We start from the raw sequence: 18,475 nt of genomic DNA on the forward strand, positions 1-18,475 counted from the left end.
CGCCGCACCGCGCCCCGCCGGGGGCGTTCGGGGCCCGCCCGCCGCCCCGGCGCCCCGCGGGGGGCGGGGCGCGGGGAGCCCCCCCGCCCCCCCCCCGCGGCCGCATCCGGCGACGGCGCTCAGGCCGACGTTCGGTGACGGTCGGTCAGGTCGGCGTCCGGCGGCCGCCGTCGGCCTGCCGGGTGCCGGTGCCACCGCCCGCGGGGAGCACGCCCGGAGCCCGGGGATCCGCCCGGACGGACACGTTCGCGCGCGGCTGCGCGTCGCGCGCGGTCGGCGACCGGGCGGGGCCGTTCCTGTCGAAGTGTCGCGGGGTGCTTACCACCGAGTACGGTCTGCACATGACGACTGCCCTCATCACCGGCGCCACCGCCGGCATCGGCGCGGCCTTCGCCCGCCGCCTCGCCAAGGACGGCCGCGACCTGGTCCTGGTCGCCCGCAACGCCGAACGGCTGGAGGCCACCGCCGCCGAGCTCGGCAAGCGCTACGGCGTCCAGGTGGAGACCCTGACCGCGGACCTGGCCACGGAGGAGGGCATCGCCGCGGTCGAGGAGCGGCTGCGCGACGCCGAGCGGCCGGTCGGCATCCTGATCAACAACGCCGGGTTCGGCAACAAGGGGAGGTTCCTCTCCGTTCCGCTCCAGGCGGAGCTGGACATGGTCAAGGTGCACATCGAGGCGGTGCTGCGGCTGACCATGGCGGCCGTTCCGGGCATGCGGGAGCGCGGCTTCGGCGGGATCGTCAACGTGGCCTCGGTCGCGGCCTTCGTGCCGCGCGGCACCTACGGCGCCAGCAAGGCGTGGATGGTCAGCTTCACCCAGGGGATCGCCCGCGACCTCGGCGGCACCGGAGTGCGCCTGCTCGCACTCTGCCCCGGCTTCACCCGGACCGAGTTCCACGAGCGCGCGGGCATGGGCACCTCGAACATCCCCTCCTGGGCCTGGCTCTCCGCCGACCGCGTGGTGGACGAGGCGCTGCGCGACCTCGCGCGCGGCCGGACGCTCTCGGTGCCGAGCAAGCGCTACAAGGCGGCCGTGGCGCTCGGCCGGGTGCTGCCCGCGGGCTCGCTCGGCGGTGTCTCCTCCAAGGCGGCCCGCAGCTACGGGCCCAACTAGGCCCGGCAGGCCGGCCGATCCTGCCGGTGGTGCGGGGAAGTGCGCGGGCCGGAGGCATCCCGGTGGGCACCGTGCCCCTGGGGTGCTGCCGTTTCGCGCAGCTCCCGCGCCCCCTCGGGCCCACGCCCCTGCAGGATCGGCCGGACGGCCCCGGGCCTCGGGTGGGGGCAGGGCGGGCCGTCGGCAGGAGGGAATAGGAGCTACCTCATTATTAGCTTGCCTAACTATGAGTCCCTCTCTGTATGCTGGCAGCATGCCCGCGTCCGCCCTGCCCGGAGGTAGCCCTTGAAGCCCGACAGACTCGACTGGACCCCACCGCCGCGCGCCGAGGGCGAACCCGGCCCGCCGGCCCAGGTGCGCCGGATCCTCGCCCTCTTCCGCCCCTACGCGGGCCGCCTGACCGTCGTCGGCCTGCTGGTCGCGGCCTCTGCCGTGGTCTCGGTGGCGACGCCGTTCCTGCTCCGCGCGGTGCTCGACACCGCCATCCCGCAGGGCCGCACCGGGCTGCTGAGCCTCCTGGTGCTCGGCATGATCGCGGCGGCCGTGGTCAACAGCATCTTCAACGTCCTGCAGACGCTGATCTCCACCACCGTCGGCCAGCACGTGATGCACGACCTGCGGACCGCCGTCTACGGCCACCTCCAGCGGATGTCGCTGGCCTTCTTCACCCGGACCCGCACCGGAGAGGTGCAGTCCCGGATCGCCAACGACATCGGCGGGATGCAGTCCACGGTCACCTCCACCGCCACCTCGCTGGTCTCCAACCTGACGGCCGTGATCGCCAGCGTGGTCGCCATGGTGGCCCTGGACTGGCGGCTGACCGTCGTCTCGCTGCTCCTGCTGCCCCTGTTCGTCTGGATCAGCCGCCGGGTCGGCAAGGAGCGCAAGCGGATCACCGGCGAGCGGCAGAAGCAGCTCGCCGTGCTGAGCTCGGCTGTCCAGGAGTCGCTCTCGGTGAGCGGAGTGCTGCTCGGCCGCACCATGGGCCGCTCCGACTCGCTCTCCCGGGAGTTCACCGACCAGTCCGCCGAGCTGGCCCAGCTGGAGGTGCGCTCCAGCATGGCCGGGCGCTGGCGGATGTCCACCATCGGGATCGTGATGGCCGCGATGCCGGCCGTGATCTACTGGGCCGCCGGGCTGGCCGGCGCGAGCGGGGTGCCGATCGTCTCGGTCGGCACCCTGGTGGCCTTCGTCTCGCTCCAGCAGGGCCTGTTCCGGCCGACCGTGAGCCTGCTGTCGACCGGTGTGGACGTCCAGACCTCGCTGGCGCTGTTCCAGCGGATCTTCGAGTACCTCGATCTGCCGGTGGAGATCCAGGAGCCGGCCCGTCCCGTCCGGCTCGGCCGGGTGCGCGGTGACGTCGGTTTCGAGAACGTCGAGTTCCGCTACCACCCCGAGCAGCCGCAGCCCACCCTGACCGGCATCGACCTCAAGGTGCCCGCGGGCAGCTCACTCGCGGTGGTCGGCGAGACCGGCTCCGGCAAGACCTCGCTCAGCTACCTGGTGCCCAGGCTCTACGACGTCACCGGCGGCCGGGTCACCCTGGACGGCACCGACGTCCGCGAACTCTCCTTCGAGACCCTGGCCGACGCCATCGGCGTGGTGTCCCAGGAGACCTACCTCTTCCATGCCTCGGTCGCCGACAACCTGCGCTTCGCCAAGCCGGACGCCACCGACGCCGAGCTGGTCGCCGCCGCCGAGGCGGCCCAGATCCACCACATGATCGCTGACCTCCCCGAGGGCTACGACACCGTGGTCGGCGAGCGCGGGTACCGCTTCTCCGGCGGCGAGAAGCAGCGGCTGGCCATCGCCAGGACCATCCTGCGCAACCCGCCCGTCCTGATCCTCGACGAGGCCACCAGCGCACTGGACAACCGGACCGAGCGCGCCGTCCAGCAGGCCATCGACGCGCTCGCCGTCGGCCGGACCACCGTCACCATCGCGCACCGGCTCTCCACCGTCCGCCACGCCGACCAGATCGCCGTCCTCGACCACGGCCGGATCGCCGAGCTGGGCACCCACGAGCAACTGCTCGCGCTGGGCGGACGCTACGCGGCCCTGCTGCGCCGGGAGCAGCCGACGGGCGGTCAGCAGTCGGGCGGTGCGCAGGCGAACGATGCCCCGGTGGACGTCCGGACGGTGAACGGGTCCGCACGGGACGCTCACCCGGTGGCCGGCGGGGCGACGCTGAACGGCCGGCCGGTGCAGGGCTGGCCGCTGAACGGTCAGGCGGCGATCGGCCGCTCGTTGTAGGTCTCGGCCAGCTCCTGCCCGGAGAGCTCGTGGATCGCCGCCATCACCTCGTCGGTGACCTGGCGGCGGGCCTTGGCGCTACGGGCCTGGCCGTGCAGCTCGGAGAAGTCCAGCGGCTCGCCGAAACGGACCGTCACCTTGCGCAGCCGGGGGATCCGCTTGCCGACCGGCAGGATGTCCGCCGGGCCCTCCAGCGCCACCGGTACGACGGGCACACCCGCCGTCAGCGCCAGCCAGGCGACACCGGTCTTGCCCCGGTAGAGGCGGCCGTCCAGCGAGCGGGTGCCCTCGGGGTAGATGCCGAAGGCCTTGCCCTGCTGCAGGATGTCCAGCGCCTGCTCCAGCGAGGCCGCCGCCGAGCGGTAGGTGCCGCGCTCGACGGGCACCGCGTTGATGACGCTGGTGAAGAAGCTGCGGGAGATCGCGCCCTTGAGGCCGGTGCCGGTGAAGTACTCGGCCTTGGCCAGGAAGTACACCTGACGCGGTGCGGTCAACGGGATGACCACGCTGTCGATGAAGGACAGGTGGTTGCTGGCCAGGATCACCCCACCCTTGCGCGGCACGTGCTCCAGCCCCTCGATGACGGGGCGGTAGAGCGCCTTCGCCACGGGCTTGAGCACGAGCTTGGTGATGAGGTTGAGCATGGGCCCTCCCTGGCCGACCGACATCCCCGGACTCGTGACTGGGCCGAGGTCAGACCGCAGATTACGTCATGAACCCCGTCGGGCGTCCACTGAACCGGTCCGCGGACCCCTGCGATCCTCGTCACGGACTGCGTATGGTTGTACGCGAAACCGATGATCGGCGGAGTGACGCCGCGTCGACACCCCGTCCGCCCGAGCCCGGAGGCCCGCCGGGTGAGTCGAGCCGTCAGAGCCGAGGGCGGCGCAGAGCTCAGACCGGCGATCAGGCCGGGGATCCCCCCGACCGGTCCGGCTGCTGCTGCCACCCGGTCGCCCAGTCACCCGGCCGCCCGGCCATTCCGCCACTCAGTCAGCCACCGGAGGCCAGTGCGGCCTGCTGTCCTCCGCTCCACGCGGTGTCCCGCGCCTTCGAGTGCGCCGGACTCCCCTCGGCCGGCACCGTGACCGGGAAGATCCGGCGGACCACGCGCTCGGCGGCCCGTCCGTCGTCCCAGGGGCAGAACCGTTCGCGGAAGGCCGCCCGGGCGCCCGGCTGCGGATCGCCGGCCAGCAGTGCGTCGGCGACCTCGGAGGTCTCGGTGGCGACGGCGCCCGGCGGCGTGGCGAGCAGGTCGAAGTAGACGCCCCGCACCCGGCAGTACTCGGCCCAGTCCGGCGCGAAGACCACCATCGGACGGTCCAGCACCGCATAGTCGAACATCAACGAGGAGTAGTCGGTGACCAGCGCGTCGGCGGCCAGGCAGAGCTCCTCGACGGCCGGGTGCGCCGAGACGTCCACGATCCGTGCGGCCCCGGCCCCGGCCGCCGGCTCCCCGGCGCCGCCGGTGTGGAAGTAGTGGGTGCGGACCAGCAGCGTGTACCCGGGGCCGAGCCGCTCGGCCAGCTCGCCGACGTCCAGCAGCGGTACGTAACCGCCCTGGCCCTCACGGTGCGTCGGCGCGTACAGCACCACCCGCTGGCCCTCTGCCAGACCGAGGCACCTGCGCACCGCCGCCACCCCGGCGGCCGTCGCTTCGGCGAGCCGGTCGTTGCGCGGGTAGCCGGTCTCCAGCAGTTCGTACCGGCCGGGGAAGGCGCGGCTGAAGTGGTCGCTGGTGTGCGGGTTGGGCGAGACCAGGAAGTCCCAGCGGTCCACCGCCTCGCGCAGCCGGTCGAAGTCCATGCCGTCGGCCGCGACCGGGTACCGCCGCAGATCCATGCCCATGCTCTTGAGCGGGGTGCCGTGCTGGGTCTGCACGTGCACCGTGCCCGGCCGCTTGGCCATGGTGTGCGGGAAGTTGACGTTGTTGACGAAGTACTTGGCGGTCGCCATCGCCCGCAGATAGGCCGGGGTGTTCACCACGACGTACGGCACCCCGGCGGGCAGCCCGGCCGCCTGCGCCCTGGTCTCCACCACCCAGACCCCGCGCACCTGCGGCGCCAGCTCCCGGGCCTTCTCGTAGATGGCGGCCGGATTGCAGGCGTAACCCCGGTGCCAGTACGCGGCGTAGACGGCGAGGTTCTCGTCCAGCGGAAGCCGCCGGAGGGTGTTGTACGCCGCGGACCTGGCGCCGCTGCGCACCCCCTTGCGGACGGTCGGCGCCACCGCCCTGGCCCGGCGGCGCAGGGAGCGCGGAATCCGCTTGGTGCGCCGCAGTTCGCCGTACGTGCGCCGGGAGCCGGTGGCCACCAGCCGGTACTGGATGCCGCGCAGCCCGGCGGGGTAGCGGTAGCCGGACGGGCGGTGGCGGTCGAAGTGCCGGCCGATCCGGTGGAAGAAGTCGCCGCGCAGTCCGGTCGGGACCAGCCCCGGGGTGTCGTAGATGGTCAGGGCCTGCTTCACGGTGCGGTCGAAGACCAGGTTGCGCAGGGCGTCCTGGCCGGTGGTGCCGATCCCCCGGCGGTCGAGGAAGGCGAAGATCGCATCGTACTGGGCGAAGGCGTCCGCGTGCTTGGGCGAGGCGGTGTTGGTGATCGCGCCGGGGCGGCCGCGCCGGTAGGTGTAGCAGGGCCGGTCGAGGTAGCGCAGGCGGCGGGCGGCGACCACCGCCGGGTAGGTGACGGAGATGTCCTCGTAGTAGCCGCGTCCGAAGGAGACGTCCAGGTCGACCAGGAACTCCCGGCGGAAGACCTTGTTCCAGACCGCCATCACGGTCTGCAGCAGACCCGGCTGCTCGCGCGCGGTGCAGCCCTCGGCGAGCGGGGAGCCGGTCAGCAGGTGGCGCCACGGGTTGGGCTCGGTGGCGCCGTCGGGGTAGACGTGGGTGAAGTCGGTCAGCAGCACGTCCACCGGCCGGTCGCTGTCGCGCTCGCGGCGCAGCTCGGCGACGACCGCGGCCAGCGCGCCGTCGGGCAGCCAGTCGTCGCTGTCCACGAACCAGACGTACCGGCCGCGCGCCTGGGCCAGACCTGCCGTCCGGGCACCGCCGAGGCCCTGGTTCTCGGCCAGGTGCAGGACTTGAAGGCGGGGGTCGCGGGCCGCGTACTCGTCCAGGATCGCGCCGCAGCGGTCGGGGGAGCGGTCGTCCACCGCGATCACCTCGACCTCGGTGCCGATCTCCGGGGCGGCCGCCCCGGCCCCGGGGTCCGGGGCGGGGCCGTCGGTGGCCGCTCTGGCGGCCCCCATGCCGAGCGAGTCGAGGCAGCGGGGGAGGAAGGGCTCCACCCCGTGGACTGGCAGCACGATGCTCAGGAGGGGACTCACGCTGGATTCACTCCGCTATGGGCGCTGGGCTGTCGGTAGGCCGCTCGGTACCGCTCGCTTCACTGTAGTGAGCTGTGATGCACGCACAGTGGGTATTCGGTGACGCACAGGCAACGGAAAAGTGGCGCAGAGGCGCAATCGCGGCGCAATGCCGGCTCGGTTCCGGCGAAAAAAGCGACCGCCGGTGCCGCGCCGTTCGAGCGGCGGCACCGGCAGTCCGGTGGCGGCCCGACCGACCCTCAACGGTCGGCCGCCGGTCCCTACACCACCCGTAGCCGGGCCGCCGCAGCGTTGAGGCGGCCGGGCAGTGACTCACGACTGGTGTCGGAAGTTCTTCATCTGTCGAACTCTGCTGGGTCGGGACGAATTCATCCGACCGGGGGACGCCGGAAGTGTGGTCCGGATGTCCGCGTTGCTAGAGATACTGCTTGTAAGGAGCGAGGGCGTCAATCCCCCGGATGTGTTCATTTCCTGAACCATTGCGCGAGCCATTGCCGCGCTTGGGATCGACTCCTATATTGACGGGAAGTCTCACAAGGGTGCCGTCGGCGCCCCCGGGTCCTGCCCGGCCTCCCGCCGTCGCCCCTGCCTGCCGTCCTGCTCCCGCCCTGCCCTTCCCGCCGTCTCCTCCTGTCCCCGGGAGCCGCCCGTGAGCCCGCAGCCGAACCCGAGCCCGGCAGTCAGCGGAGTGCTGCAGGCGCTGCTGCTGGCGCCGCTGCTCGTGGGCGCCGGGTACGTCTTCCTCGGCCTCACCCTGTTCAGCGGCGGCACCGGGGACCTGTTCGCCTGGCGGATGTCGCCCGTCACCGCGACCCTGCTCGGCGCCGCGTACGGCGGCAGCGGCGTGATGCTCGCCATGGCCCTGTGCACCGAACAGTGGGTGCGGGTACGGGTGGCCGTGGCGGCCAGTTCGCTCCTCATGCTGCTGATGCTCGGCGCCTGCCTGCTCGGGCGCGGCACGCTCCAGCTGACCAGGGGCAGTGTCGTCGCCGTCCTCTCCGCCTGGGTCTGGCTCGGCGTGCACACCGCCGCGCCGGTCGTCGGGCTGATCGCGCTCGGCGCGCAGTGGCGCCGGAACGCGCGCTGGCGGGCACGGAGCGGGCGGGCCGAGCCCCGGCCGCCCCGGCTGCCCTGGTGGGTCGCCGGGCCGGTCGTCGGCAACGGGCTGGCCGTCACCGCCACCGGCCTCCTCCTCTACACCGTGCCTGACGTTCTCACCAGGCACTGGCCCTGGCAGGTCAGCGCCCTCGACGTGCGGGTGATCGGCGCGTGGTGCCTCGCCTTCGGGACGGCCCTGCTGCTCGGCCTGTGCGAGGCGGAGCTGCGCCGGGTGCGCAACGGGATGGCGGCCCTGGTCGGCACCGGGGTGCTCGGGCTGGTCGGCCTGCTCCGCTACGCCCACCTGGTGCGCTGGGCCTCGCCGGGATCCTGGCTGGTCGTCCTCGCCCTGGTCGCCTTCACCGGACTCGGCCTCTGCGGTGTCGGCGTCTCCGGACTGCTCGACCCGCCAAGGCCCGGCAGCGGGCCGGGCGGAGGGCCGGTGGTGCGCCCGGCGCAGCTCGGCTGACCTGCACGCCGGGGGTTCTGCCTTCACCTCGAATCGCCGCCGTGCCGGGGCCGGCCGGCGATCGACGGGTTGACCTGGTGGCATTCCCTCCGGCGGTCCGTCAGGTTGATGCGCAGTCGTGACCGAGGCCACGGGTACCTGGTGAAGCGTCAGTTCGCTGCGCACGATACGGTGGCAGAACACCAGGACGGTTGCGCGAAGGCCGTCTCTCACGGATAGTCTTCGCCACGGCCCTGGCGCCTCGTAGGGGTGGGAATCAGATGGAACAGATGCAAGTACGGAGTCGGCCCCGGGTGCCGGCGATCCAGTGCGGTGTCGGTGCGACCGGCCGCCGGATCGACCGCCACCTGTCGGTGCTGGGGGCTCCGGCGCTCTCTGCGGTGGACACGGCGGAGGCGCTGGGTCTGATAAGAGAGCTGACGCCGCGCGGCGCGGTCGGCCTGGCCTCGCGGCGCCGCACCACACGGGTGCTGCTGCTGGCTCCGCTCCGCAGGCTGAAGCGGAGCCTGTTCGGCAGCCGGGGCTGAGACCCGGGCCCGCTCTGCGGGTCCCGGTCGACCCGACGGACCGGATGGTCTGTCGGGTCCTCGTGCTGTCCGGACGCGGTTCCGCCGCAGCGGCCCGAGGCCAACTCCCAGGCCGGTCAAGCCCCTCGGCCCCTGGAGCGACCGGCGGACGGGGGCGGCCTCGCGTGCCGACGGCTGCCGCCCGGACGGCTTCTCCTCGACCACCGCAGCTCCGCCGGTCAACCGCCGCGGCCCCGCCGGCCTCCGGTCGGGGGCCCTCCGCCGTCACCCGTCCTCAACTGCCGGTCGGCCCCGGACTCCTCGGGGCCGTCGCGGTACGGTCGCCCGCCGGCCCCGACCTGACGTACGGCGAGCCCTGTCGTCCACGGCGGCGCGGGGTGGGCAAGGATGGCCCCATGGCGGACAACTTCCACTCCATCACCTTCGAGATCACCACCGGCACCGCTGAGGTCGCCCTGGACATCACCGACCGCTGCGCGGCCTTCCTGGACACGACCGCCCCCGGGCGGGACGGACTGCTGAACGTCTTCGTCCCGCACGCCACCGCCGGAGTCGCGGTGATCGAAACCGGTGCCGGAAGCGACGAGGACCTGCTCGCGGCCCTGCGTGATCTGCTTCCCTCCGACAGCCGTTGGCGCCATCGCCACGGCAGCCCGGGCCACGGCCGTGACCACGTCCTCCCCGGGCTGGTCGCGCCGCATGCCACCCTGCCGGTCATCGGCGGCCAACTCGCCCTGGGCGTCTGGCAGTCGATCGTCCTGGTCGACACCAACCGGGACAACCCGCGTCGTACGGTCCGGCTGTCCTTCCTCGGTTAGCCGACTCCCCGGGGGCCCGGCTCGGCAGGGCCCCGCCCCCGGGGGAGGACGCACGGCTGCGGTCCCGCCGCTCGGCCGCCCTCCGCCCCCGGGCCACCGTTGGCCGGAGGGCGGGGGGATGTTTGCCGGAGGACGGGCGCAGGGGGTAGGAAGGCGGCATGACGGACGACACCAAGGACGCGCCCCAGCAGTGCGCCCTCGCCCCGGACGGCGACGCCGTCCGGGCGCTCACCCACGACCCGGCGCTCACCGGGCCGCGCGCCGACTGCGTCCAGTGCGGCGACCCGACCGAACTGCCCTCGGACCACCCCGGGATCACCCTGTGCCCGGTCTGCACCTGGCAGCAGGCCCAGCGCATCGCCTGCTCGGGCTGAGCCCGCTCGGGCCGGGCGGCCGGACGCGGAGCCGCCCCCGACCGGGTGCGCCCGCCGCTACCCGTCCGTGCGGGCGGCCAGGTGCAGGCTGGAGCCGTGGCGGCCCTTGCGGACCAGGAGCTGACTGGGGATCCGGGACCGCAGATCGGCGACATGGCTCACGATGCCGACCGCACGGTCCCGTTCACGCAGACCGTCCAGGACGTCCATCACCTCCTCGAGCGAGTGCTCGTCCAGGCTGCCGAAGCCCTCGTCGATGAAGAGCGTGTCCAGCGGCATACCGCCCGCCTCGTCGGTCACCACGTCGGCCAGACCGAGCGCCAGGGCGAGCGAGGCGAAGAAGCTCTCCCCGCCGGAGAGCGTCGCGGTGTCCCGGGCGATGCCCGTCCAGGCGTCCACCACCCGCAGGGCCAGACCGGACCGCCGGTTGCCCGCCACCCGGTCGTCGCTGTGGACGAGCGTGTACCGGCCGCCGGACATCCGCACCAGCCGATCGCTCGCCCGCTGCGCCACCTGCTCCAGCCGGGCCGCCAGGACGTACGCCTCCAGGCGCATCCGCAGGGTGTTCTCCGACGACGTGCCGGCGGCGAGCCCGGCCAGCCGGCTGATCCGCCCGTGCAGCTCCAGTGCCGGGGCGAGACCCTCGGCCAGCTCCGTCAGCTCACGGCCGAGCCGGGCCAGCGCCGCGCACCGCTCCGCAGCCGCGCTCTCGGCGGCCGAGGCCGACCTGAGCCGGGCCGTGGCCGACTGGAGCCGCGCCTCGGCAGCACCCTGGTCGACTGCGGGACGTGCCGCCGCCGCGACCAGCTCGGGGTCGGCCAGCCGGCGTTCCACCGCGTCCAGCGCCGCGCGCTGCCCGTCCAGGTGCGACTTCAGGGCGCTCCGCTCGGCGGCGGGCAGCATGGCGGCCCGTGCCGCCTCGGGGGCGGTGAAACCCGCTGCCAGGCTGGTTCGGTCCAGCTCCTGCTCGGCCTCCTCCAGCCGGGCCGCCGCCGCGACCGAGCTCCGGACGGCGGCCAGCGTGTCGACCACGGCCTCCGCCGTCGCCGAGAGCGCGGCGGCCCGGGCGGCGACCGACGGTGCGTCGGCCCGTGCGGCGCGGACCCGCTGGGCCAGCTCCAGCTGCTCCTCGGCGAGCTTCTTCAGCTGCCCGGCGAGGGCCGCGCCGTCCTCACCCGCCTGCCGCAGCTGGGCCTGCTGCCGGGCCTGCTCGCCCGTCAGCAGGCCGATCCGCTGCTCCACGGCCCCGAGGCCCTCGGCCGCCCGCACGGCCGCGCGGCGATCCTGCTCGGCCTCCGCCAGTGCAGCCCGGACCTCGCCGACCTGCTGCGCACCGGCGGCACCGGACGCCTCCGCCTCGTCGACCCGCAGCGCCGTCAGGGCCGCATCGGCCACCGACAGCGCCCGCTCGGCCCGGGTCTGTGCGAGCCGGGCAGCCTCCTCGTCCGCAGCGCTCACCTGCGCGGCCGACGGCTGCGCGGGGGCGGGGTGCACCTCGGACCCGCAGACCCGGCAGGCCGTGCCCTCGTGCAGTTGGCCCGCCAGCTCGGCCGCCATGCCGGTGAGCCGGCGCTCCCGAAGGTCCAGACCGTGCTCGCGGGCGTCCTGTGCCGCGGCGCGCAGCGCGGACAGCTCGGTCTCCGCACCGGCGATCCTGCCGCGCAGTTCGTCCCGCCGGGCGGCGGCCGCCAGGCGGCTCTCCAGGTCGGCACAGCGGGCGTCCAGTTGCTCGACCCTGGCCCCGGCGGCGCGGGTGGCCTCCCGCTCCTCCTGGAGGGCGGCGAGCCGGTCGTCGAAGTCCCGCAGCCAGTCCCGGGCGTCCTCGGCGAGTTCGTCCGCCCGCTCCCGGTCGGCGGTGAGCCGGTGGTGCTCGCGGCTCAGCCCGGCCTGCCGCCGCTCGTCGGCCCGGGCCGCCTCCAACAGCCCGAGCTGCGCCTGCAACAGCCTTTCGGCCTCGGTCAGTTCGGCCTCACCAGCTTCGGCGTCCGGCCGCAGGCCGGCGGTGGCGGAGCCGGGACCGCCGTCGGCCGGGACGGCCGGGGCGTCGGGGAAGCGCACATCGCCCGCCGGCAGCGCACGGGACCGGGGCGAGTCGTCCGGGGCGCAACCCTGTCGGCTGCCGTCCGGGGCCGCACCCTGCCGCTCGGCAGCCGGGGCGGCCCAGGGGGTGCGGAGCCGCGCCAGGGCGGCTCTGCGGTCACGCTCGGTCTGCCGCGCGGCCTGGAGCGCGGCGGCCGCGCTGTCGCGCAGGCGAAGCACGGACTCCACGCCCAGGGCGGCCTGCGCGGCGGCCAGCCTCCGCTCGTCGCGGGCCAGGCGGTCGGCCGAGTCGCGGAGCCGGGACGCCTCCAGCGCGGCCGCCCGGTGGCGGCGCTGGCGGTCGGCCAGCTCGGCCGCCCACTGCCGCTCCCGCTGGGCCGCCGCATGGGCAGACTCGGACTGGGCCGCGGCGGAGCGCGCCACGGCCAGCTGCTCGGCGGCACCGCTGCGCAGGATCGCCGCCCAGCCGAGCACCCCCGCCGTCTGCCCCGCGGACCCGGCGGCGGAGGCCGTGCCCACGGCGTCCTCGGCCGGCACCCAGCCCTCCGGCGGCTCGGCACCCGGACCGGCCGCCTGCTGCGTCCGGCCCACGAGGTCGCGCAGCCGCAGGCGCCCGCCCTGGACCGCCGCCTCGTGCCTGCGCCGCTGCTCGCCGAGCCACCGTTCGACCAGGTCGAACCGGCCGGTGTCGAAGAGCTGGCGCAGCAGCGCCGCGCGGTCCGCGGCATCGGCCCGCAGGAAGCGGGCGAAGTCCCCCTGGGGGAGCAGCACCACCTGGCAGAACTGCTCGCGGCTCATCCCGACCAGCCGCCGGATCTCCTCCCCGGCCTCCTGGTGCGACCTGCTCACGGCCTGCCAGCCCGGCGTCCCGTCGCCGAGGTCGGCGGACCACTCGCGCAGCAGGGTCTGCGGCTTCTCGACCGTGGTGCCGGTGCCCCGGCGCTTGGGGCGGCGCTGTTCGGGGCTGCGGGTGATCTCCAGGCGGCGCCCGCCGAGGGTCAGCTCCAGGCGGACCTCGGTGGGCAGCAGCGGCTGGGCGTGGTCGCTGCGCAGCGGATTGCCCCGGCGGGCGCCGGGCACCTCGCCGTACAGCGCGAAGCAGACGGCGTCCAGCACGCTGCTCTTACCGGCCCCGGTGGCGCCGCGCAGCAGGAAGAGGCCGCCCGAGGCGAGGTGGTCGAAGTCCACCCGCTCCGTCCCGGCGAACGGGCCGAAGGCCGTGACCGTCAGCTGGTGCAGTCTCATCGGGGCGGCTCCTGCTCGTGCTCGGTGGCCAGGCGGACGGCCTCGAAGGCCTCCTGCAGCCAGCCCTGCTCCAGCTCGTCCACCTCGCCGCCGCGGACGTGCCGGACGAAGCCCTCGGCGATCTCCAGGTCCGCGCGGCCGCTGACCCGGTCCGCGTACGAGACGTGCCGCTCGCCGGGGGTGGGCTCGGGCTCGAAGAGCAGTTGCAGGGTGTGCGGGAAGCGCCCGCGCAGCTCCTCCATCGGGTTGGCCGGGCGGAGCGGATCGGTGAGCGTGGCCTGGACCCAGGACTCCTCGTGGACCGCGAGTTCGGGGTCGGCCAGCAGCTCGGCCAGCCGCCCGCGGAGCCGGGCCAGCGGCCGCGGCTGCGGGCAGTCGAGCCGCTCGGCCGCCACCGAACCGTCGGCGGCGAGATCGACCAGCCACATGGTCTTGCGGTGGTGCACCTCGGAGAACGAGTAGGCCAGCGGGGAGCCGCTGTAGCGCAGGTGCGGGGCGAGGGTCTGGCAGCCGTGCAGATGACCCAGCGCCGCGTAGTGCACACCGTCGAACACCGAGGCCGGGACGCTCGCCACGCCGCCGACCGTGATGTCCCGCTCGCTGTCGCTCGGCTCGCCGCCCGTCACGAAGGCGTGCGCCAGCACCACCGCCCTCGTCCCCGCAGGACGCTCCGCCAGATCGGCCCTGACCCGCGTCATCGCCGCGCGCAGCACCTCGGCGTGCCCGCCGCCCGCCAGCCCGAACCGCTCGCGGGTGAGCGCCGGCTCCAGGTACGGCAGCCCGTAGACGGCCACGGGACCGTGCTCGTCGGCCAGCAGCACGGGGTCGGCGCAGCCGTCCGGATCGGTGCGCAGATGGACACCGGCCCTCCCGATCAGACCGGCGCCCACCCCGAGCCTGCGCGCCGAGTCGTGGTTGCCGCTGATGAAGACCGTCGGCACACCGAGGTCGGCCAGCCGGTGCAGGACGTCGTCGAAGAGCGCCACCGCCCCCAGCCCCGGCAGCGCCCGGTCGTACACGTCGCCCGCGACCAGCACCGCCTCGACCCGGTGCTCCCGCACCACCGCCACCAGGTGGTCGAGGAACGCGCGCTGGGCGTCGTGCAGGCTCTCCCGGTGGAACGAGCGGCCCAGATGCCAGTCGGAGGTGTGCAGCAGTCTCACCGGACCGCCCTCACCTGCATGTTCGCCACTTCTGGTCCCTCCGGGTCGGCGCACGGCCAGCAGGGGTGGAACTGGCCAGTACCGAGTATCACAGCTGCCTCTGACAACGCGCCCCGTTCGGCGTACTCCTCGGCCCCTCACCCGCATCGGGACGCAGCTGACCGCAGTGGTCTCGACCCCGACGGGACGGGGCGGCGAAGGCGTCGCGGGGGCGGCTCGGAACACTGCAGAGACCTCCCGGCGCCTGGAGCGGTGGAGCCTCGGCACGCCACCGACAGCTCGGGCGCCCGACCCCGGATCGATGCGGAGAGTGGATTGTCAGTGACGCTCTGTATGGTCGCCGGTGTCGGTGGCCCGCCGTCGGTGGGTGGTCCGGCAGTCGTTCCGAGGGAGGGTCCATGTCGTCCACGAACAGGCCGTCGAAGTCGAGGCCGTCGAGGTTGAGGGGGAGCTCCGGGCCGAGGGGACCGGAATCCAGGGGGCCGGATCCGGGGAGGCCGGAGGAGGGGAGTCGCGCCGCCGGGGGCCGGGCCGGGGGGAAGGGCGGGGCGTCCAGGGGCGGTCGAGGGCGGGGGCGGCGCCCGCGAGGGGCAGGAGGGGTGCTGCGGCAACCGGTGGCGCTCGCGGTGGCCGCGGACCCGGCCGACTTCGTCAGGCTGCGCGGGCACGGCCTGTTCGCCGGGGTCGACTACGGGCACTACCTGCGCCGCACCGAGAGCCAGCTGCGCGCCCTGCGGAGCGAGGGCGTGGACGTGCACCTGCGGGTGCTGGAGCCCGTCGACTACACCGACTTCTGCGAGCAGCACCTGCTGGCCCCGGACGACCCGGTGGCCAGGGTCGCGTACGCGGCCGACCCGGAGCTGGCGGGCGAGCCGTTCGTCTACCGGGGCGAGTGCCTGGCCGAGCTGCTCCCGGCCCTGCTGGTGGACCACCTGGCCCGGGTGCGGATCTCCGTCGGCTGCTCCGCGCTGCTGGTGGCCGTCGGCTGGGAGGACCACCCCGAGGAGCGGCTCGCCGCCGTCCTCCAGTACGTGTCCGAGGTCTACCTGGGGCTCGGCGCCGGCGCGGGGGAGGGGCGTCACCTGCTCACGCTGCGCTCGGTCGGCCTGATGGACGGGCAGCAGCTGGCGGCGCAGGCCGAGCTGGACGCGGCGTCCGGGGCGTTCACGGCCTCCGGGCGGGAGGTGGAGGCGCTCTGCGTCACGCTCGCGGCGGCGGTCGCCGGCTACGCGGCCGGAGAGCTGCTGCTGTACCGCCGGGTCGGGCCGGGCGGCGAGCGGGACGCGTCGGGGCGGCACGCGCAGGGCGAGCGCCAGGTGCTGGGCTGGGTGCTGGTGGACGGCTGGCTGCGGCCGATGTCGGCGCTGGAGACCGCGGCCACGCTGCTGGCCGTGGAGCCGGAGGGCTCGCCGGAGCGGTTGGTGGCCTGCGCGGGGTTCCCGTTGCCGTTCCCGGGGGCGGCGAGGGCGGCCCGTCCACCGGCGCAGCCGGGCGAGCCGGACGAGCGGAAGGGACCGAAGGGGCGGGTCGAGCGGAGGGGGCCGGAGGAGCCGGAGTCGCCGGTGGACACGGGTGGAGAGCAGCACGGTCCGGCCCACGGCGAGCAGGGCGGTCCGGCCGCCGGGGAGGCGGGTGGGGCCGGGCGCTGATGGCGGACGGACCGTGCGGGGTGGCGGCCGGGGGAGTGGTGCGGTTGGGCCGGGGTTCGCCTGCTGTCGACTCCCGGTTCGTCCTCCGTCGTCCGCTTCCGCAGGGCTGTGCGGTATGCCCCGTGCGGCGGTCAGGACTGTTCATCGACCGCATGTTCGGGGAAGATCAACAGGTCGGAGCGCGCCGCGGCACCGCCCTGCCCGGTCGTCCCCCGACCCGAACCGACCACGCCCCGCACGGCACGCGGGCACGACCACCGGAGGGGGGACGAGTGAGCCGTATCGAGTACAGCGCGGAGATTGCCGAGCTGTTGGGCCGGGTCCGGCGCCGTCCCGACGCGGGTTGGCCGTGGCGGCCGGGCGAGGCGGTGCCCGGCGGCCTTCCGGTGAAGCAGTCCTGGGGTTGGCTCTTCGTCCCGGACGGGCGGGTGCTGATGCTGGTGAACCCGAGGGACGGTGTGGTTAGCCTGCCGGGCGGTTCGCTGGAGCCCGAGGACGACGGGGACCCGGGTGTCGCGCTGGCGCGCGAGGCGGGCGAGGAGGCGCAGGCGGTGATCGGTCCGCCGCACTACCTCGGCTACCTCTACGATCGGGTCGGTTCGGCCAACGGCGGCCACGAGTGCGCCCGGGTCAGGATGGCTGCGGCCCTCCACGCCGTCGGGCCGACCGCGCCCGACCCGGCCTCCGGCCGGCACTACCGGCGGCTGCTGGTGGCGCCCGGCCTGGCGGTCGAACTGCTCGGCTGGGGCGAGGCCGGGCTGCGGCAGGCGCACGCGGCGGTGGCGACCGCCGTGGTCGAGCTGGGAGTGCCGGCCGCCGCGAACGAGACGATCGAGGAACTCCCGTCCTCCGGTTCGCTCTTCCCGCGCTGAGCCGAGGGGGTGCAGGGGCGGGGCGGGGTGGGGCCAGGAAGAGGGTGTGCGACGTGGGGCTGATCCATCACGTGGAACTCTGGGTGGACGACCTCGGCCTGGCCGAACGGCAGTGGGGGCCGGTGCTGCTGGCGCTCGGCTGTGAGCCGTTCCAGCACTGGGAGCACGGGCGCAGCTGGCGGCTCGGCGACAGCTATGTGGTGCTGGAGCAGTCGCCGGCGCTGCTGCCGGGGGGTCATCAGCGGCTGCGCGCCGGGCTGAACCACCTGGCGGTGCACGGTTCGCGGGACGCGGTGGCGGCGGCGCTCGGAGCCGGCTGGCAGGTGCGCGTGGACACCGGCGAGGCCGTGCACCTGATCGATGCTCAGGGCTTCGAGCTGGAAGTGGTCTGCGGGAGCTGAGCCACTGGCGCCAGGGAAGCGCCGGGAACCCGTATCGGTGCCCGGAGAGCCGGGAAGCCGGGAAGCCGGGAAGCCGGGAAGCCGGGAAGCCGGGAAGCCGGGAAGCCGGGAAGCCGGAGGGAAGGGCCGGTGCGGACCGGGAAAGTTGACGTCCCGTTCATCTGACGATGTCACAAGGGTTCTGGCAACCAACAATTCTGGCATGAGCACTGTTCGAGGTAGCTACTGCCTGGTATCACAAATGTGACCCCCGTCACCTTTGTGGAGGTGCTCAATGCGCCCTGCTCGTGCCGTGTCCGCAGCCGCTCTGGCCGGCTTCCTCGCGCTGACCACTCTGGTCGGTGCGACCGCCGCCCACGCCGCAACCGTCAACTACGTCGCACTGGGGGACTCGTACTCCTCCGGCGTCGGCGCAGGCAGCTACACCAGTGAGAGTGGCAGCTGCAAGCGCAGCACCAACGCCTACCCGTACCTGTGGAAGAACGCCCACTCGACGTCCTCGTTCACCTTCGCGGCCTGTTCCGGCGCGCGGACCGGGGACGTGCTGAACAGCCAGCTCTCCGGTCTCAACTCCGCCACCACGTTGGTCAGCATCACCATCGGCGGCAACGACGCGGGCTTCTCCAGCACGATGCAGACCTGCGTGCTGAGCAGCGACAGCGACTGCCTGGACGCGGTGGCGACGGCGAAGTCGTACGCGACCGACACCCTGCCGGGGCTGCTCGACCAGGTCTACTCGACGATCCACGGCAAGGCGCCCAACGCCCATGTGGTGGTGCTCGGCTACCCCCACCTCTACAAGATCAGCGGAAACTGCATATTCGGCATCGGCGACACCAAGCGCGCCGCCATCAACAGCGCGGCGGACGTGCTCGACGACGTCATCGCCAAGAGAGCCGCCAACGCGGGCTTCACCTACGAGGACGTCCGCGGTCTGTTCACCGGTCACGAGATCTGCGCCAGTGGCACGGTGTGGCTCAACAGCACCACGCTCCCGATCGACGAGAGCTACCACCCCAAGGCCGCCGGCCAGGCCGGGGGCTACCTGCCCGCGTTCTCCGCCGGGGTCTGACGGGCGGTGTGAACGGACGGCGGCCGCGCTCCGCCCCCGACCCGGGGGGCGG

14 protein-coding genes are annotated in these 18,475 nt (G+C 74.1%); 10 read left to right on the plus strand and 4 right to left on the minus strand.

All coding sequences use genetic code 11. The features are described 5' to 3' along the window. Window positions 1-341: 341 nt before the first annotated feature. Window positions 342-1,115: an SDR family NAD(P)-dependent oxidoreductase gene (locus ACFC1R_RS24530; protein WP_375941963.1), complete on the plus strand. Its 774-nt coding sequence runs from the start codon at window positions 342-344 to the stop codon at window positions 1,113-1,115. Between the two features lie 285 nt (window positions 1,116-1,400). After that, window positions 1,401-3,368: an ABC transporter ATP-binding protein gene (locus ACFC1R_RS24535; RefSeq protein WP_375941965.1), complete on the plus strand. Its 1,968-nt coding sequence runs from the start codon at window positions 1,401-1,403 to the stop codon at window positions 3,366-3,368. Here the strand turns inward: ACFC1R_RS24535 and ACFC1R_RS24540 are convergent. Both ACFC1R_RS24540 and ACFC1R_RS24545 read right to left on the minus strand, forming a co-directional pair. Then, a complete protein-coding gene (locus ACFC1R_RS24540; protein ID WP_052681298.1) occupies window positions 3,341-4,012 on the minus strand; it encodes a 1-acyl-sn-glycerol-3-phosphate acyltransferase in 672 nt (223 codons plus the stop codon). The genes ACFC1R_RS24535 and ACFC1R_RS24540 overlap by 28 nt on opposite strands. 349 nt (window positions 4,013-4,361) lie before the next feature. Beyond that, window positions 4,362-6,695, minus strand: a complete 2,334-nt coding sequence (locus ACFC1R_RS24545; RefSeq protein WP_375941967.1) for a CDP-glycerol glycerophosphotransferase family protein — start codon at window positions 6,693-6,695, stop codon at window positions 4,362-4,364. A 649-nt stretch (window positions 6,696-7,344) separates the two neighbouring features. On the opposite strand from ACFC1R_RS24545, the gene ACFC1R_RS24550 reads away from it, so the two are divergent. From ACFC1R_RS24550 to ACFC1R_RS24565, 4 genes are all read left to right on the plus strand, one after another. Further along, window positions 7,345-8,262 (plus strand): hypothetical protein, encoded by a 918-nt coding sequence (locus ACFC1R_RS24550; RefSeq protein ID WP_375941969.1) that lies wholly within the window; start codon window positions 7,345-7,347, stop codon window positions 8,260-8,262. 260 nt (window positions 8,263-8,522) lie between these two features. Further along, window positions 8,523-8,789 carry a hypothetical protein gene (locus ACFC1R_RS24555; RefSeq protein ID WP_375941971.1) on the plus strand — a complete coding sequence of 89 codons (267 nt, stop codon included), beginning with the start codon at window positions 8,523-8,525 and terminating at the stop codon, window positions 8,787-8,789. 395 nt (window positions 8,790-9,184) lie between these two features. After that, complete coding sequence (locus ACFC1R_RS24560; RefSeq protein ID WP_045298259.1) at window positions 9,185-9,607, plus strand: YjbQ family protein; 423 nt, start codon at window positions 9,185-9,187, stop codon at window positions 9,605-9,607. A 158-nt stretch (window positions 9,608-9,765) separates the two neighbouring features. Next, window positions 9,766-9,981 carry a hypothetical protein gene (locus ACFC1R_RS24565; RefSeq protein WP_375941973.1) on the plus strand — a complete coding sequence of 72 codons (216 nt, stop codon included), beginning with the start codon at window positions 9,766-9,768 and terminating at the stop codon, window positions 9,979-9,981. Window positions 9,982-10,038: 57 nt separating this feature from the next. On the opposite strand, the gene ACFC1R_RS24570 is transcribed toward ACFC1R_RS24565, so the two are convergent. Together ACFC1R_RS24570 and ACFC1R_RS24575 are read right to left on the minus strand one after the other, a co-directional pair. Beyond that, complete coding sequence (locus ACFC1R_RS24570; protein ID WP_375941975.1) at window positions 10,039-13,266, minus strand: AAA family ATPase; 3,228 nt, start codon at window positions 13,264-13,266, stop codon at window positions 10,039-10,041. Beyond that, window positions 13,263-14,429, minus strand: coding sequence for an exonuclease SbcCD subunit D (locus ACFC1R_RS24575; RefSeq protein ID WP_375941977.1), 1,167 nt, complete (start codon window positions 14,427-14,429; stop codon window positions 13,263-13,265). Before ACFC1R_RS24575 ends, ACFC1R_RS24570 begins: the two co-directional genes overlap by 4 nt. A 599-nt stretch (window positions 14,430-15,028) precedes the next feature. Between ACFC1R_RS24575 and ACFC1R_RS24580 the strand changes: the two genes are divergently transcribed. From ACFC1R_RS24580 to ACFC1R_RS24595, 4 genes are all read left to right on the plus strand, one after another. Continuing rightward, window positions 15,029-16,078, plus strand: a complete 1,050-nt coding sequence (locus ACFC1R_RS24580) for a hypothetical protein (protein ID WP_375941979.1) — start codon at window positions 15,029-15,031, stop codon at window positions 16,076-16,078. 272 nt (window positions 16,079-16,350) lie between these two features. Continuing rightward, the gene (locus tag ACFC1R_RS24585; protein ID WP_375941981.1) at window positions 16,351-16,950 is read left to right on the plus strand and encodes a hypothetical protein; all 600 of its coding nucleotides are present in this window, start codon (window positions 16,351-16,353) and stop codon (window positions 16,948-16,950) included. A 53-nt stretch (window positions 16,951-17,003) separates the two neighbouring features. Beyond that, entirely contained in the window at window positions 17,004-17,351 is a 348-nt protein-coding gene (locus ACFC1R_RS24590) for a glyoxalase (RefSeq protein ID WP_375941983.1), read from the plus strand. Between the two features lie 274 nt (window positions 17,352-17,625). After that, on the plus strand, window positions 17,626-18,423 hold the full coding sequence (locus ACFC1R_RS24595; RefSeq protein ID WP_375941985.1) for an SGNH/GDSL hydrolase family protein: 798 nt from the start codon (window positions 17,626-17,628) through the stop codon (window positions 18,421-18,423). Window positions 18,424-18,475 lie beyond the last annotated feature (52 nt).

It is taken from the genome of Kitasatospora sp. NPDC056138 (assembly GCF_042264695.1).
In the GTDB taxonomy this organism is placed as follows: domain Bacteria; phylum Actinomycetota; class Actinomycetes; order Streptomycetales; family Streptomycetaceae; genus Kitasatospora.